The sequence below is a fragment of the Nitratireductor sp. XY-223 genome, assembly GCF_004959855.1.
In the GTDB taxonomy this organism is placed as follows: Bacteria; Pseudomonadota; Alphaproteobacteria; order Rhizobiales; family Rhizobiaceae; genus Hoeflea_A.
Genome location: NZ_SPNT01000012.1, coordinates 64,589 through 78,545, shown reverse-complemented (window position 1 = coordinate 78,545; position 13,957 = coordinate 64,589). Strand labels below are relative to the sequence as shown.

Genomic DNA, 13,957 nt, shown 5'->3' with positions numbered 1-13,957 from the left:
ATGGCGGGGTGCCTGCACCCGTTCCCATCCCGAACACGGCCGTGAAACACCCCTGCGCCAATGGTACTTCGTCTCAAGACGCGGGAGAGTAGGGCGCCGCCAGGTCCGCAAATAGCAAAACAAAACTTTCTCTAAAACAACGTATTCCTCTTCCTCCTAAAAAGCGGTTCGGCCTGTCCCGGGCCGCTTTTGCTTTTCGAGGAGCGGAAATTCAGCTTTTCCGAAAAGGGTCGCGGCACGCCCGTGTCATGCGGGCCTTGCCGTCCCGTCGACGGGGTCCGGGGAAGGTGCATCCACCGTGTCCATGCCCTTCGGCGGGACAAAGCGTTTGAGCAGGCGTTCCGTCAGTCCGCCGAGCGAATAATAGGTGATGTCCCGCTTCGTATAATCACCCTCGCCGAGGATTTCCCGGGCAGCCATGAGCGCGCTCTCCACCGCCGGTCCGATTCCCTCGCCAAGGTCAATCGATGCAAGGCCTGCCGAATCGCCGATCAGATAGCAACGGTCCTTCTTGACCGGCCCGTCCCAGGCGTAGAGGAAATACGGATGGCCGGTCGCCTTCAGGCCGTCGGCGGTCTGCGCGTCCAGCCGCCCGTCGCGCACCAGGTCGTCCAGGAACCAGCGGAAATGGTCGTGAATGCTGGTTCCCGATTTGCGGAAATACTTGCTCTTGCCGCCGATGCCGATGTTGACGAAGCCGTTGCCCTTCGGGACGAACCAGGCGTAGCCGACGAGGCCGCGCCGGGCAAAATAGAGGTGGCAGTCGTCCCTGCGGTCCGGATATTCGAATTCCTTCTCGAGCGTGGCGATCTGCAGCGCCTTTCGTCGTTCGTCGTCGAACAGGTTGCGGCGCACCGGACACATGGTGCCGCCGGCGCCGACAAGGTGGTCGCAGCTGTAGGCGTCGTCGATGATGTAGCGGCCGTCTTCGCGCCGGATCGACTTTACCGCGTGGTTTTCAACCGGCGCGCCGGATCTCTGCAACAGCCAGGCATCGAATTCGGTGCGGCGGATGGAGAAATTCTCGCCCTTGGTCGGAAACCAGTTCAGACCGAAGGGTACCTTCGGAAAATGACTGCGGACATCGAGCTTGAGCAGCGGGTGCGGATAGTCGTGCTCCGTGAATTCCAGGTCAGCCATGACCTTCTCGGTGATCCAGCCGGCACAGAGCTTCAGGCGGGGAAACGAGGCCTTGTCGATGACCAGGACTTCGCGGCCAGCCTTCACCAACCGTCCGGCACAGGTACTGCCGGCGGGGCCGCCGCCGATGATGATTGTATCAGCGTGACGCATGGGCGGTCATGATCGATCTGTGCATATTGTCTTAGTGCTCCGGTTCCTGCGACGGCCGATTGTGATTGAATTTCTTTCAAACTGGAAGTCAATTCTCATCGCACGCGGTTTGCGGAGGCAACCGTTTCATTCCCCGCATTCCGGCCCTAAACTGCGGCAACATCTTTGCTGACGTTGGAGGACAGGCCATGGACATGCGGGAGAGACGCTCGGTCGAAAATCTGGTTCTGGCGATCGTGCGTACGGAGCTCGCCAACCGGCGGACCCTGCTGTCGTATCTCAACACATCCATAGCGCTGTTCGTTTCCGGCGCCGGGTTGCTCAAACTCAGTGGCAGCCAGTGGTTGGAATGGGTGGGCATCGCGCTCATGCCGATTTCGGTCGCGGTGGCCGTCATCGGGATTGTCGACTACCGGATCCTGCGCCGCAGCATCGAAGCGGAAAAGCAACGAGCCGCCGCCGACGACACCGGCACCTGACGGCGCCGAATACATGACGGTCGGCGGCGGCCCAAGGCGACACGCGCCATGCCGCCTATCGGGGGACTTTCCGGGCCGTTCGGCCCTGTGCCGCTCCGGCCGGTGTAGCGGGTCCGGATACCGGAGACAGCTCGAGAAACCGCGGGCGATGGAATGCGGGTCCTCGGTGCACGGGCACGCAAATGGACCGATGACACCCGGAATAATTCGGAGATGGGGCGGGGCGCGAAGCGAATCAAATTACATTTGATCCATGTGCGAAATCACCATTTTTTTCAATTAGTTATGGGCGATCACATGTTCGGGATCAGAAAGTCGAACAGGGATTGCAGAAGCGCGCACGATGAGATAGCGGTTTTCTGTCCCTGGTAAGGTGGAATATCCACTTCCGTGCTAATTCCAGGTTGCAGATTTCAGCTCAGTGATTTCATCGCGGGTTCCCGGTTCGCGCAACCGGAGGACCCGGCAGCAGACAGGACGCGAAATGAATACTGGAAACGATACGACGTACGATTTGATCTCCCGCTTCAACCACTGGGTCATTGCGCTGGCGATGATCGGAATGCTGGCCTTCGGAACCTATATCGACGACTTCGTGCCGCGCGGTCAGGGACAGAACGCGCTGTTGCAGATCCACAAGGCGATCGGCGTGCTGGTGCTTGCTTTCGGATTGTGGCGGATCGGCTGGCGCCTGGCGCGGGGTTTCCTGGAGCCGGCGGCGCCCATGCCCGTCTGGCAGGACCGCATTGCCAGGCTGACGCACTGGGTTCTGATCGCCTGCATCGTGCTGATGCCGGTTTCCGGCATGATGACCTCGCTCTTCGGCGGCCACGATATCCAGGTGTTCGGTCTGTTCACGATACCGGGCCTTCCGGAAAACAAAGCGCTGTCGGATGTCGCCGGCGATGCCCACGGCGCGATCGCCAATGTCCTGATCTTCTTTATCGCGCTCCACGCGGCCGGCGCCCTGAAGCATCATTTCATGGACCGGGACGCTACACTGGTGCGGATGACCTCCGGCCGATCGGCGCGCTAGATCCGCAGGCACCGCCGAAAGCCCGCCCTGGCGATCCGGGGCGGGCCTTGGCAACCGGTTGGCTTATTCGGCGGCCGTGCGGACAACCAGCTTGCCGAAATTCCTGCCTTCGAGGAGGCCCATAAAGGCTTCCGGCGCATTCTCCAGGCCTTCGACCAGATCTTCGCGGTACTTGATCTTGCCGTCGGCCAGCCAGGCGCTCATGTCGCGGACGAAATCCCTGTAGCGGCTCTCATAGTGATCGAAGATGATGAATCCCTGCATCTTGATGCGCCGCACCAGAAGCAGTCCGACCAGAGCTGGCGTGCGGTCGGGACCGTCCGGCAGGCTGGTTGCATTGTAGCTGGCGATGCGGCCGCAGACGGGAATGCGGGCGTGGACGTTGAGCAGCGGCAACACCGCGTCGAAGACCGCGCCGCCGACATTTTCGAAATAGACGTCGATGCCGTCGGGGCAGGCCGCTGCAAGATTGTCCTTCAGGCCCGGCTCGCGCCGGTCGATACAGGCATCGAAACCCAATTCCTCGACGACATGGCGGCACTTGTCGGCACCGCCGGCGACGCCGACGACGCGGCATCCCTTCAGCTTGGCGATCTGGCCGACGACCGAACCGACGGCGCCGCTGGCGGCCGAGACAACCACGGTTTCGCCCGGTTTCGGCTCGCCGATATCCAGCAGGCCGACATAGGCGGTAAATCCCGGCATGCCCATGACACCGAGGGCAAAGGACGGCCGCGGCATGTCCCTGTCGAGCCTGGCGAGGCCGGTACCGTCCGAAACCGCGTAGTCCTGCCACCCGCTCATGCTCTGCACCAGATCGCCGACCGCGTATTTCGGATTGTTCGAGGCTTCGACCCGCGCGACCGTTCCGCCGATCATCACTTCGTCGATGTTGACGGGCGGCGCATAGGAGGGCGCGTCGCTCATGCGGCCGCGCATGTAGGGATCAAGAGACAGGTAAAGCGTGCGCAACAGCAACTCGCCTTCGCCGGGTTCCGGAATTTCGGTCTCTTCCAGCCTGAAATTGTCAGCCGTGGGCGAGCCGTCGGGCCGCGATGCAAGCACAATGCGGCGGTTCCTTATTGTCATGAATTCTTCCTTTCGAGGGGTGTTCTTTCAATGTGTCGAATCGGTGTGGTTTGAATATTAGACCGGTCGTCTATTTTCTTTAAATAATTGTTCTATATTGTCTATTCCTTGTCAGTGTTCTGCGGCCGGATTGCTGTTGCCCGGCCCCTCAGTCGAGCCGCAGCAATTGCCGGGTGATCAGGAGGGCGTTCTTGAAGGCGTGGGTGTCGTGGCGCAGCTTGGTCATCAGCGTCGCGCCGAGCCACAGGTCGTAGAGGGCGAGCGCGGCCTGCACCGGTTTCATGTCGTTCGGCAGCGATCCGTCGCGCATACCCTCCATCAGGCACTGCGACAGCCGCGCTACGATCCGCTCGGTCCCGTCGCGCAGCACGGCCCGCATCGGTTCCGACAGGTCGGAGACCTCGGCCCCGAGTTTGACGACGAGGCATCGCGCGCCGAATTCGCCGACCGATTTGGGATCGGTCCATAGGCCCCAAAACGCCATTATCCGATCCGCGGCGGGCCTGCCGTCGGGCTTCAGCAATTCGTCCAGGCGATTGAGGTAATTGTCGAAATAGTCCTCAAGAAGGGCTTCTCCGAAACTCTCCTTGGATTTGAAGTAGTGATAAAACGAACCCTTGGGCACCTCAGCGACGTTGAGCAACTGCGATAATCCGACGGCGGAAAACCCCCGGCCGAGGATGACATCGCGGCTGGTGCTGATGATGTGCTGTCTGGTGTCTCTTTGTACGGGCATAACAAACGCTACCAATGACTAGACCGATCGTCTAGCACGCGTATGGCGGCAATATGACCGACCTGGTAACAAAGTGAATCAGGCGTTAACGCTCTGTAAGCATTGCTTCAAGCGGCTCCGAAGACCGATTCAGACAATCCGCCCGTTTCCATGAGGAAGCCGACAATATCGTCGACACCCTCGCCGCGGCGCATGTCGGTAAAGAGGCTTGCCTTGCCGCCGCGCATTTTGTCCGCATCGCGCCCCATGACGGAAAGGTCGGCACCGACATGCGGCGCCAGATCGGTCTTGTTGATGATCAGCAGATCGGAGCGGGTGATGGCCGGCCCGCCCTTGCGCGGGATCTCTTCGCCCTGACAGACGGATATGACGTAGAGCGTCAGGTCGGCAAGCTGCGGGGAAAAGGTCGCTGACAGGTTGTCGCCGCCCGATTCGATGAAGACGATGTCGAGATCGGGATGGCGCGCGCACAATTGGTCGATGGCGGCAAGATTGATCGAGGCGTCCTCGCGAATGGCGGTGTGCGGACAGCCGCCGGTCTCGACACCGACGATGCGGTCCGAGGAAAGCGCCTGCAAGCGGACCAGCGCCTCGGCGTCCTCCCTGGTGTAGATGTCGTTGGTGACGACGCCCAGCGACCAGCGGTCGCGCATCGCCTTGCAGAGTTTCTCGGTCAGGGTCGTCTTGCCGGAGCCGACGGGACCGCCGATGCCGATGCGAAGGGGACCGTTTGATGCCCGTGTCATGATCGAAAAAGCCTCGAATACTGGGTTTCGTGGTTCATGGCGGCGATTTCCGCCAGGACGGTGGCACCGCCGAGATCGTCCAGCGTTGCGGCGGCCGCCCTTTCGGCGATCTTCGCTATGGTGGTTTCCAGTGCGGCGAGCACCCGGACCCCGTCCGCCTGGCCAAGGGCCATCAGGCGAAGGCCCGCCTGGACGAGATTGGCTGTGAAGGCATGCAGGTAGGCGGCAAGAGCGGGCGAAAGCGGGATGCCGTGGGCGCCCGCCAAAGCGCCGGCTGCGACCGGCAAGGGACATTCCTTGCAAAGCAGATCGAGCACCGGCGAGGGCCAGGCGGCCGCGGCTTCCAGGAATGCGGCGCCTTGTTTCACCGTCTCCAGGTGCCGTTCGGACGAGGTCGCCAGCGCTTCTGCGAGTTCCGCGAGTTCAGGAAGGTCGCCGTCGTCCGAGGCGCGCCGCCAGCTTTCGGCAAACAGCACTGCGTCGTTCCAGGCCGAACCGATGGTGATCAGATCGCTGAGCCATTCTTGAAGCTGTGCGGCATTGCCGATCATTGCGTCATGCACGGCCCGCTCGAGGCCGTTGCTGTAGGCGAAAGCGCCGACCGGAAAACTCGGCGACATCCAGCTCATCAGCCGCAGAAGGGCCGGATTGGAAAGTCCCTCAATCATGGTGATGGTGCCCGCCGTCATAAGCGCCGCCCTCCGGATCGAAAGGCGCTTCGATGTCCTCGACCTCCGCTCCCAACCCTTCCAGCATCGCGCGCAGGGTGTGATCGCGGCGGATGAGGATGAACTCCCTGTCGATCTGCGCCGGGCAATGGCGGTTTCCGAGATGCCAGGCAAGGCGCAGGAGGTGAAGCGCGTCCTGCGGGTGCACGCGGTAGAGCGGCTCCGGTTTAGCCCGGACGGCGATGATGCGCCCGTCGCTCAGCTGCAGCCCGTCGCCGTGACGCAGCAGCCGGGCTTCGGAAAGGTCCAGCAGGAAGCGGATGCCGCCGTCGGAGGTCATCGCAATGCGGCGCCGGTTCCGGCCGGCCTCGTCCAGCGTGACCGTGTCGGCGGCCATGCCGTCGGCAATGGAAACGACTTTGGCGGCGACCGGTAGCGTCAAAACAGGAAATACCTCTGGGCCATCGGGACAATTTCAGCGGGCTCGCAGGTCAGGAGCTCGCCATCAGCGCGCACTTCGTAGGTTTCCGGATCGACATCGATCTGCGGCGTTGCAGAATTGTGGACCATCGAACGCTTGCCGATCGCTCGGCGGGTGTTTTCCACAGCAACGAGGTCCTTTTCGATATCCAGGCGCTCGGCAAGGCCCGATTCGAGCGCCGCCTTGGATACGAATGTGACTGAGCTTTTCGTGATCGCCCTTCCGAAAGCGCCGAACATCGGCCGGTAGTGGACCGGCTGGGGCGTCGGAATGGAGGCGTTCGGATCGCCCATTGCGGCCGTCGCGATGCTGCCGCCGAGCAGCACGAGGTCCGGTTTGACGCCGAAGAAGGCCGGATTCCACAAGACGAGATCGGCGCGCTTGCCGGCTTCCACCGATCCGACCTGTTTCGAGAACCCGTGGGCGATCGCCGGGTTGATCGTGTATTTGGCGATGTAGCGCTTGACCCGGAAATTGTCGTTCTCGCCGGTCTCCTCGGCGAGCCGGCCGCGCTGGCGCTTCATGCTGTCGGCAACCTGCCACGTGCGAATGATTACCTCGCCGACACGGCCCATGGCCTGGCTGTCCGAGGCGACGACGGAAAAGGCGCCCATATCGTGGAGGACGTCCTCCGCGGCGATGGTCTCGGACCGGATGCGGCTTTCGGCAAAGGCGACGTCCTCGGGAATATTCGCATCGAGATGATGACACACCATCAGCATGTCGAGATGTTCGGCCGTCGTGTTGCGCGTATAGGGCAGAGTCGGGTTGGTCGAGGAGGGGATGACGTGCTCGAGCCCGCACAGCTTGATGATATCCGGCGCATGGCCGCCGCCGGCGCCCTCCGTGTGGAAGGCGTGGATCGTGCGGCCGGCGATCGCGGCGATGGTGTTCTCGACAAAGCCGCTCTCGTTGAGCGTATCGGTGTGGATCATCGTCTGCACGTCGAAGGCGTCGGCCACCGAGAGGCAATTATAGATGGCCGCCGGCGTTGTTCCCCAGTCCTCGTGCAGCTTCAGCGCGCAGGCGCCGCCCTCGACCATTTCTTCAAGCGCGCGGGGGCGCGAGGCGTTGCCCTTGCCGGCAAAGCCGATATTCATCGGGAAGGCCTCGGCGGCCTGGATCATGCGGCCGATGTGCCAGGAACCCGGCGTGCAGGTGGTCGCGAGGCTGCCATGCGCCGGTCCGGTGCCGCCGCCGAGCATCGTGGTCACGCCCGAATTCAGTGCCTCCTCGATCTGCTGCGGACATATGAAGTGGATATGCGCGTCGATTCCGCCCGCCGTGACGATCTTGCCCTCGCCGGCGATCGCCTCGGTTCCGGGACCGACGACGATGTCCACTCCCGACTGGGTGTCCGGATTGCCTGCCTTGCCGATGCGCTGAATAAGGCCGTCACGGATGCCGATATCCGCCTTGTAGATGCCGCTGTGATCGACGATGATGGCGTTGGTGATGACCGTGTCGGCCGTACCCTGGCCGCGGGTTGCCTGCGACTGGCCCATGCCGTCGCGGATCACCTTGCCGCCCCCGAACTTGACCTCGTCGCCGTAGACGGTCAGGTCGCGTTCGACCTCGACAAGAAGTTCCGTGTCCGCCAGGCGCACCCTGTCGCCGGTGGTCGGTCCGTACATGTCCGCATAGGCGGCCCTGGAAATATTGACCGGCATGTTACGACAGATCCCCCTCGATCTTCTGCTGGAAACCGAACACCCGCCGCGAGCCGCTGAATTCGACGAGCGTGACCTCGCGTTCCTGACCGGGTTCAAACCGCACCGCCGTGCCGGAGGGAATGTCCAGGCGCCGGCCGCGGGCCATTTCGCGATCGAAGTCGAGGGCGCCGTTGGTTTCAAAGAAATGATAGTGGCTGCCGACCTGAATGGGCCGGTCGCCGGTGTTGGCGACCTTGAGCGTTACCGTGTCGCCGCCCTCGTTAAGGACAAGCTCACCGTCCGCGCAGATTATTTCTCCAGGAATCATGTCGGGTCTCCTAACGGATCGGATTGTGCACGGTGACGAGCTTGACCCCGTCGGGAAAGGTCGCCTCGACCTGGATGTCGTGGATCATCTCGGGAATGCCTTCCATGACCTCGTCGCGGGTAAGCACATGGGCACCGGCCTCCATGAGATCGGCGACGGTGCGGCCGTCGCGTGCGCCCTCGACGACGAAGTCCGAGATCAGCGCGACGGATTCGGGGTGGTTGAGCTTGACGCCGCGCGCCAGTCTCTTGCGCGCGACTTCGGCCGCCATGGCGATCAGCAGCTTGTCTTTTTCCCTCGGTGTCAGGTTCATTCGCGTCCCCTAGATCGTCCAGAGTTTCGGCAGGCCCTGGCGGGCGCCGGTCAGTTTCCGGTTGCACCAGTCGATGACCGGGATGAGTTGCCGGCGCAGCGCGAAACCGCCGGGCGCCACCATGCGCACGACAAGCCGGTTGCCGGCTGCGCTTTGAATTGCGCTGACGCCGGCATTGTCTCCAAGCAGGCGGCGCAAGGGCTCGACCATGTCGCCGGCATCGCGGTGCACCAGGAGAACGGTGGCGAAGGCACATTCGCCGCCGGTGGTTGTCGCGCGGTCGAGCAGCGCCGGAATGTCGCCCTCCAGCCGCGTTTCCTCGGCGTGCAGCAGCCGGCCGCCGCGGCGGATGCGCCACCGGTCGGCAAAGAACGCCTCGCGGACGGTCTCGCCCATCGCCTGGCGGCCGATTATCAACGGTTCCGCCAGAAGCAGGGCGGCATCGGGTGCCAGTTCGACGGTGAGGGTCCGCGACAGCGCCGAGCGGTCGAAAAGGATCGTCTCCTGCGGCAGCCAGGAGAGCACCGCACCTTCCTGCACCCTGATCGTTGCCGCCACGCTGGCGACATCGGCGGCGGACCGGTAGATTTTCTCGCAGGCCTGGGTGGTTGCCACACAGCGCGCGTCCGTGCCGACATCGACGGTCCAGTCGAGGCGGTCGCCGCCGGTGATCCCGCCGGACGTGTTGATCAGCACGATGTCGGCGGCCGGCCCGTTGTGGGTACGCGGTAGACGGATCTTCGCCGAACCTTCCTGGTAGAGCCGCCCGAGGCGCGTCGATCCGTCGAGATGGACCAGCGATACCCGCGCGGCGCCGCTGACCCGCTGCAGCCGCTGCCGCGGCGCCGTCTTGTGCTCTGCACTGCCTCCCATGACCAGACACTACACCATCAGATGCGCGCGCACATCCGGATTATCGAGGTCGGCCGCCGCGCCGCTGTGCACGATCTCGCCGCGATCCATGATGTAGACGCGGTCGGCGAGTTCGCGGCAGAAATCGAGATACTGCTCGACCAGCAGGATGGTCAGACCCGCCGTGTCGCGCAAATAGGAAAGCGCCCGGCCGATATCCTTGATGATCGACGGCTGGATGCCCTCGGTCGGCTCGTCGAGGATCAGCAGCTTTGGGCGGGTGACGAGGGCGCGGCCGATGGCGAGCTGTTGCTGCTGGCCGCCGGACAGGTCGCCGCCGCGCCGCGTCAACATGGATTCGAGCACCGGAAACAGTTCGAAGACCTCCGGCGGGATGGTGCGCGCCCGGCGTCCGAGACAGGCGAAACCGGTCTGCAGGTTCTCCTCGACGGTCAGGAGCGGAAAGATCTCGCGGCCTTGAGGCACGACACCGATTCCGCTGGCGGCGCGCGCATAGGGCGGCTGGTTCCTGAGTGGCGCGCCGGCGAAGTCGACCGTTCCGGAGGAGACCGGGTGCTGGCCGGTAATGGCGCGCAGCAGCGAGGTCTTGCCGACGCCGTTGCGCCCGAGCACGCAGGTGATGCTGGCCGGTTCCGCTTTCACGGACACACCGCGCAGCGCCTCGGCGGCGCCGTAGTGTAGATGGATGTCGTCGACGGTCAGGGTGGTCATTGGCGTCTGCTCCGTTCTACCGGCCGAGATAGTTCTCGATGACCTTTTGATCGGCGCTGACATGGTCAAGCGATCCTTCCGCGAGAACCGAACCTTCGGCCAGGACCGTTACCTTCACGTCCAGTTCGCGGACGAACCCCATATCGTGCTCGACGACCACGACCGAATGGTTCTGCGCGATCTCGCGCAGCAGCCGCGCGGTTTCCTCGGTTTCCGCGTCGGTCATGCCGGCGACCGGCTCGTCGACCAGCAGAAGCTTCGGATTCTGGGCAAGCAACATGCCGATTTCGAGCCACTGCTTCTGGCCGTGCGAGAGATTGGCGGCAAGCTCGCGGCGGCGGGCCGTCAGCCGCGTCGTTTCCAGGATACGGTCGATGGCTTCGCGATCTGCTTCCGTCTGATCGTAAAACAGCGTCGCGAAGACCCCGCGCCGGCGATCCAACGCAAGTTCAAGGTTGTCCTCGACGGTGTGGCTTTCGAACACCGTCGGCTTCTGGAATTTGCGGCCGATGCCGAGCGCGGCGATGTCGGTCTCGTCGTGGTGCGTCAGGTCGATCTCGCCGTCGAAGATCACGTCGCCCGTATCAGGCCGCGTCTTACCGGTGACGATATCCATCATCGTCGTCTTGCCGGCGCCGTTCGGACCGATGATGGCGCGCATCTCGCCGGGCTCCAGCACCAGCGACAGGTTGTTGATGGCCTTGAAACCGTCGAACGCCACGCTGACGCCATCGAGATAGAGCAGGCTTCCCTGCGCCGCCTTGGTCATTCCGCGGCCTCCCCAGCGGCATCGGCCATCACCGGCGCCGCGCGACGCGGCCGCCATTTGCGCAGGCCCGAAAGCGCGCCGACAATGCCTTTCGGTAGGAACAACGTGACGGCGACGAAGAGGGCGCCGAGGGCGAAAAGCCAGAATTCCGGGAAGGCGGCGGTGAACACCGACTTTCCGGCGTTGACCAGCACCGCGCCGACGATCGGGCCGACCAGCGTGCCGCGTCCGCCGACCGCCGTCCAGACGACGATCTCGATGGAATTGGCCGGTGCGAATTCACCCGGGTTGATGATGCCGACCTGGGGCACGTAGAGCGCGCCGGCAACGCCGGCCATCATCGCTGAAATGACAAAGACGAAAAGTTTGACGTTCTCGACGCGGTAGCCGAAGAAACGCGAGCGGCTCTCGGCGTCGCGCACGGCAACGAGCACCTTGCCGAATTTCGAGCGGACGATGCCGGAACAGATCAGGAAGGCCGCGGACAGGGCGAGGGCTGAGGCCGAGAACAGGGCCGCGCGGGTGGTATCGGCCTGGATGGCAAAGCCGAGAATGTCCTTGAAGTCGGTCAGGCCGTTATTGCCGCCGAAACCCATCTCGTTTCGGAAGAAGGCAAGCAGCAGCGCATAGGTCATCGCCTGCGTGATGATCGACAGGTAGACGCCGGTGACGCGGCTTCTGAAGGCGAACCATCCGAAGACGAAGGCAAGCAGCCCGGGAACGAGCACGATCATGATGGCGGCGAACCAGAACGTGTCGAAACCGTACCAGAACCAGGGCAGTTCCTGCCAGTTCAGGAAGACCATGAAATCAGGCAGGACCGGATCGCCATAGACGCCGCGCGAGCCGATCTGGCGCATCAGATACATGCCCATCGCATAGCCGCCGAGCGCGAAGAAGGCGCCGTGGCCGAGCGAGAGGATGCCGCAGAAGCCCCAGACGAGATCGAGCGCCAGCGCCAGCAGCGCGTAGTTGAGATATTTGCCCATCAGGCTGATTGCGTAGTTGGGCACGTGCAGCGGGTGGCCGGCGGGCAGCGCGAGATTGAGCAGCGGCACCAGCACTGCCAGGCCGACCAGCACGGCGATGACCCAGATGGCGCGGCGGTCCAGCGCCTTGAAGACAAATGACGTGATCATGCCTCGACCGCCCTGCCTTTCAGCGCGAACAGCCCGCGCGGCCGTTTCTGGATGAACAGGATGATGAAGACAAGGATCAGGATCTTGGCGAGCACCGCCCCCGCGTAAGGCTCAAGGAACTTGTTGGCGACACCGAGCGTCATGGCGCCGACCAGCGTTCCCCACAGATTGCCGACGCCGCCGAAGACGACAACCATGAAACTGTCGATGATGTAGCTCTGTCCGAGATTGGGCGAGACATTGGCGATCTGCGACAGGGCGACGCCGGCGATGCCGGCGATACCGGAACCGAGCGCGAAGGTGAGCGCGTCGACCCACGGCGTCCTGATGCCCATGGACGAAGCCATCTGGCGGTTCTGGGTGACGGCCCGCATCTGCAGCCCGAAACCGGTCCTTTTGAGAACAAGAAAAAGGGCGGCGAAGACGATCAGGGCGAATACCACGATCCACAGCCGGTTGGCCGTGAGCGTCAGCCCGCCAAGCTCGTAGGCCCCAGACATCCATGACGGATTGCCGACCTCCTGGTTCGTCGGGCCGAAGATCGTGCGGATGGCCTGCTGCAGGATCAGCGACACGCCCCAGGTCGCGAGCAGCGTTTCCAGAGGCCGCCCGTAGAGAAAGCGGATAATGCCGCGCTCCATGGCAAAGCCGCAGGCGCCCGCCACGAGGAACGCGAGCGGCAGTGCCATCAGCAGCGAATAGTCGAAAAGCCCGGGAAAGGAGCCGCGGATGACCTCCTGGACGACGAAGGTCGTGTAGGCGCCGAGCATGACCATCTCGCCATGGGCCATGTTGATGACGCCCATCACGCCGAAGGTTACGGCAAGGCCGATGGCGGCCAGCAGCAGCACAGACCCCAGCGATATGCCGTACCAGACCGTCTGGGCCGAATTCCACAGCGCCTGGGCTTTCTCGATCTCAGCGATCTGCCTTTCGGCTGCCTGCGCAACGCTCTCGTCCGTTGAAGAGGCCAGCTCCTTCAAAAGCGGAACGGCGTCGCGCCCGCCTTTCGTGCCAACAAGCTCGACGGCCTTGACCTTTTCGAACGTCTGCGCATCGCTTTTCAGAAGCGCCGATGCGCGGGCAAGTTCCATTGCTGCGCGCACCTCGGCGTCCTGTTCGCTTTCTAGGGCAGCGTCCAGCGCCTCGAGTGCCGAGACGTCGCCGTTCTTGAAGATCGTCCGTGCCGCGGCGAGGCGCGTATCAGCATCCGGGCTCTCGAGGGTCATGGAGCCGATGACCGCGGTCAGTTGTCGCCGCAGCTTGTTGTTGACCTTGATTTTCTTGACCGCGCCCTTGGCCAGCGTCTCGACCTCGGTTCCGCTTATGGGGTCAAAGAGGACGAAGCCGGTACCGGCTTTCTCGGTCATAAAGACCTTCTTGTCGGACTTGCGAAAATAGAGCGCCCCGTCGCGCAGGGCGGACAGCGCCGGGACGGCCTGCGGATCGCCGGTCTCGGCAATGGCCTCAATCTGGCCGGCACGGTCCTTCAGCTTTCCGGTCGCCAGCGCGTCGATGAGATCGCCGAGACTGTCATCGGCGCGGGCGCCGCTTAAAAGCAGCAGTAGGACCGGCAGGACGGCGAATAGGCGGCAAACAGGTTTCATGTCGCAATGGTGGGGTCAGAGGGGGCGGCGGGCACAA

15 protein-coding genes, 1 rRNA gene and 1 pseudogene are annotated in these 13,957 nt (G+C 63.3%); 3 read left to right on the top strand and 14 right to left on the bottom strand.

The features are described from left to right. Nucleotides 1–105: ribosomal RNA gene (gene rrf / locus E4M07_RS25370) — 5S ribosomal RNA — on the top strand; the annotation flags it as partial. A 141-nt stretch (nucleotides 106–246) separates the two neighbouring features. On the opposite strand, the gene E4M07_RS25365 is transcribed toward rrf, so the two are convergent. Further along, nucleotides 247–1,293, bottom strand: coding sequence for an NAD(P)/FAD-dependent oxidoreductase (locus E4M07_RS25365; protein ID WP_136661218.1), 1,047 nt, complete (start codon nucleotides 1,291–1,293; stop codon nucleotides 247–249). A 188-nt stretch (nucleotides 1,294–1,481) separates the two neighbouring features. Here E4M07_RS25365 and E4M07_RS25360 point away from each other — a divergent pair, with 188 nt between their 5' ends. Further along, on the top strand, nucleotides 1,482–1,772 hold the full coding sequence (locus tag E4M07_RS25360) for a DUF202 domain-containing protein (RefSeq protein WP_136661217.1): 291 nt from the start codon (nucleotides 1,482–1,484) through the stop codon (nucleotides 1,770–1,772). Nucleotides 1,773–2,256: 484 nt separating this feature from the next. Beyond that, on the top strand, nucleotides 2,257–2,808 hold the full coding sequence (locus E4M07_RS25355; protein WP_136661216.1) for a cytochrome b: 552 nt from the start codon (nucleotides 2,257–2,259) through the stop codon (nucleotides 2,806–2,808). Between the two features lie 63 nt (nucleotides 2,809–2,871). Here E4M07_RS25355 and E4M07_RS25350 read toward each other — a convergent pair whose 3' ends face one another. The 13 genes and pseudogenes from E4M07_RS25350 to urtB all read right to left on the bottom strand — a co-directional run bounded on the left by E4M07_RS25350 (nucleotide 2,872) and on the right by urtB (nucleotide 13,920). Next, a complete protein-coding gene (locus tag E4M07_RS25350; protein WP_136661215.1) occupies nucleotides 2,872–3,897 on the bottom strand; it encodes an NADP-dependent oxidoreductase in 1,026 nt (341 codons plus the stop codon). A 148-nt stretch (nucleotides 3,898–4,045) separates the two neighbouring features. Then, complete coding sequence (locus E4M07_RS25345; RefSeq protein ID WP_136661214.1) at nucleotides 4,046–4,633, bottom strand: TetR/AcrR family transcriptional regulator; 588 nt, start codon at nucleotides 4,631–4,633, stop codon at nucleotides 4,046–4,048. A 107-nt stretch (nucleotides 4,634–4,740) separates the two neighbouring features. Then, nucleotides 4,741–5,379 (bottom strand): urease accessory protein UreG, encoded by a 639-nt coding sequence (ureG, locus tag E4M07_RS25340; RefSeq protein ID WP_136661213.1) that lies wholly within the window; start codon nucleotides 5,377–5,379, stop codon nucleotides 4,741–4,743. Then, a complete protein-coding gene (locus tag E4M07_RS25335; RefSeq protein ID WP_136661226.1) occupies nucleotides 5,376–6,047 on the bottom strand; it encodes an urease accessory UreF family protein in 672 nt (223 codons plus the stop codon). Before E4M07_RS25335 ends, ureG begins: the two co-directional genes overlap by 4 nt. Further along, nucleotides 6,040–6,489: an urease accessory protein UreE gene (locus E4M07_RS25330; RefSeq protein ID WP_348640536.1), complete on the bottom strand. Its 450-nt coding sequence runs from the start codon at nucleotides 6,487–6,489 to the stop codon at nucleotides 6,040–6,042. The genes E4M07_RS25335 and E4M07_RS25330 overlap by 8 nt, the downstream gene beginning before the upstream one ends. Beyond that, a complete protein-coding gene (gene ureC / locus E4M07_RS25325) occupies nucleotides 6,486–8,198 on the bottom strand; it encodes an urease subunit alpha (protein WP_136661212.1) in 1,713 nt (570 codons plus the stop codon). Before ureC ends, E4M07_RS25330 begins: the two co-directional genes overlap by 4 nt. Nucleotide 8,199: 1 nt before the next feature. After that, on the bottom strand, nucleotides 8,200–8,508 hold the full coding sequence (locus E4M07_RS25320; protein WP_136661211.1) for an urease subunit beta: 309 nt from the start codon (nucleotides 8,506–8,508) through the stop codon (nucleotides 8,200–8,202). Between the two features lie 10 nt (nucleotides 8,509–8,518). Further along, the gene (locus tag E4M07_RS25315; protein ID WP_136661210.1) at nucleotides 8,519–8,821 is read right to left on the bottom strand and encodes an urease subunit gamma; all 303 of its coding nucleotides are present in this window, start codon (nucleotides 8,819–8,821) and stop codon (nucleotides 8,519–8,521) included. A gap of 9 nt (nucleotides 8,822–8,830) precedes the next feature. Continuing rightward, a complete protein-coding gene (locus tag E4M07_RS25310) occupies nucleotides 8,831–9,694 on the bottom strand; it encodes an urease accessory protein UreD (RefSeq protein ID WP_136661209.1) in 864 nt (287 codons plus the stop codon). Between the two features lie 9 nt (nucleotides 9,695–9,703). Beyond that, nucleotides 9,704–10,405 carry an urea ABC transporter ATP-binding subunit UrtE gene (urtE, locus tag E4M07_RS25305; protein ID WP_136661208.1) on the bottom strand — a complete coding sequence of 234 codons (702 nt, stop codon included), beginning with the start codon at nucleotides 10,403–10,405 and terminating at the stop codon, nucleotides 9,704–9,706. Nucleotides 10,406–10,421: 16 nt separating this feature from the next. After that, on the bottom strand, nucleotides 10,422–11,174 hold the full coding sequence (urtD, locus tag E4M07_RS25300; RefSeq protein WP_136661207.1) for an urea ABC transporter ATP-binding protein UrtD: 753 nt from the start codon (nucleotides 11,172–11,174) through the stop codon (nucleotides 10,422–10,424). A gap of 71 nt (nucleotides 11,175–11,245) precedes the next feature. Next, nucleotides 11,246–12,313: pseudogene (gene urtC, locus E4M07_RS25295) on the bottom strand (urea ABC transporter permease subunit UrtC); the annotation flags it as partial. After that, complete coding sequence (gene urtB, locus E4M07_RS25290) at nucleotides 12,310–13,920, bottom strand: urea ABC transporter permease subunit UrtB (protein WP_136661205.1); 1,611 nt, start codon at nucleotides 13,918–13,920, stop codon at nucleotides 12,310–12,312. The pseudogene urtC and the gene urtB, both read right to left, overlap by 4 nt. Nucleotides 13,921–13,957 lie beyond the last annotated feature (37 nt).

Coding starts and splice junctions, on each gene's coding strand:
- urtE (WP_136661208.1), bottom strand. CDS start 10,405: ATGACCACCCTGACCGTCGACGACATCCATCTACACTACGGCGCCGCC.
- E4M07_RS25355 (WP_136661216.1), top strand. CDS start 2,257: ATGAATACTGGAAACGATACGACGTACGATTTGATCTCCCGCTTCAAC.
- E4M07_RS25335 (WP_136661226.1), bottom strand. CDS start 6,047: ATGATTGAGGGACTTTCCAATCCGGCCCTTCTGCGGCTGATGAGCTGG.
- E4M07_RS25360 (WP_136661217.1), top strand. CDS start 1,482: ATGGACATGCGGGAGAGACGCTCGGTCGAAAATCTGGTTCTGGCGATC.
- ureC (WP_136661212.1), bottom strand. CDS start 8,198: ATGCCGGTCAATATTTCCAGGGCCGCCTATGCGGACATGTACGGACCG.
- E4M07_RS25345 (WP_136661214.1), bottom strand. CDS start 4,633: ATGCCCGTACAAAGAGACACCAGACAGCACATCATCAGCACCAGCCGC.
- E4M07_RS25365 (WP_136661218.1), bottom strand. CDS start 1,293: ATGCGTCACGCTGATACAATCATCATCGGCGGCGGCCCCGCCGGCAGT.
- E4M07_RS25350 (WP_136661215.1), bottom strand. CDS start 3,897: ATGACAATAAGGAACCGCCGCATTGTGCTTGCATCGCGGCCCGACGGC.
- E4M07_RS25310 (WP_136661209.1), bottom strand. CDS start 9,694: ATGGGAGGCAGTGCAGAGCACAAGACGGCGCCGCGGCAGCGGCTGCAG.
- E4M07_RS25315 (WP_136661210.1), bottom strand. CDS start 8,821: ATGAACCTGACACCGAGGGAAAAAGACAAGCTGCTGATCGCCATGGCG.
- ureG (WP_136661213.1), bottom strand. CDS start 5,379: ATGACACGGGCATCAAACGGTCCCCTTCGCATCGGCATCGGCGGTCCC.
- urtD (WP_136661207.1), bottom strand. CDS start 11,174: ATGACCAAGGCGGCGCAGGGAAGCCTGCTCTATCTCGATGGCGTCAGC.
- E4M07_RS25320 (WP_136661211.1), bottom strand. CDS start 8,508: ATGATTCCTGGAGAAATAATCTGCGCGGACGGTGAGCTTGTCCTTAAC.
- urtB (WP_136661205.1), bottom strand. CDS start 13,920: ATGAAACCTGTTTGCCGCCTATTCGCCGTCCTGCCGGTCCTACTGCTG.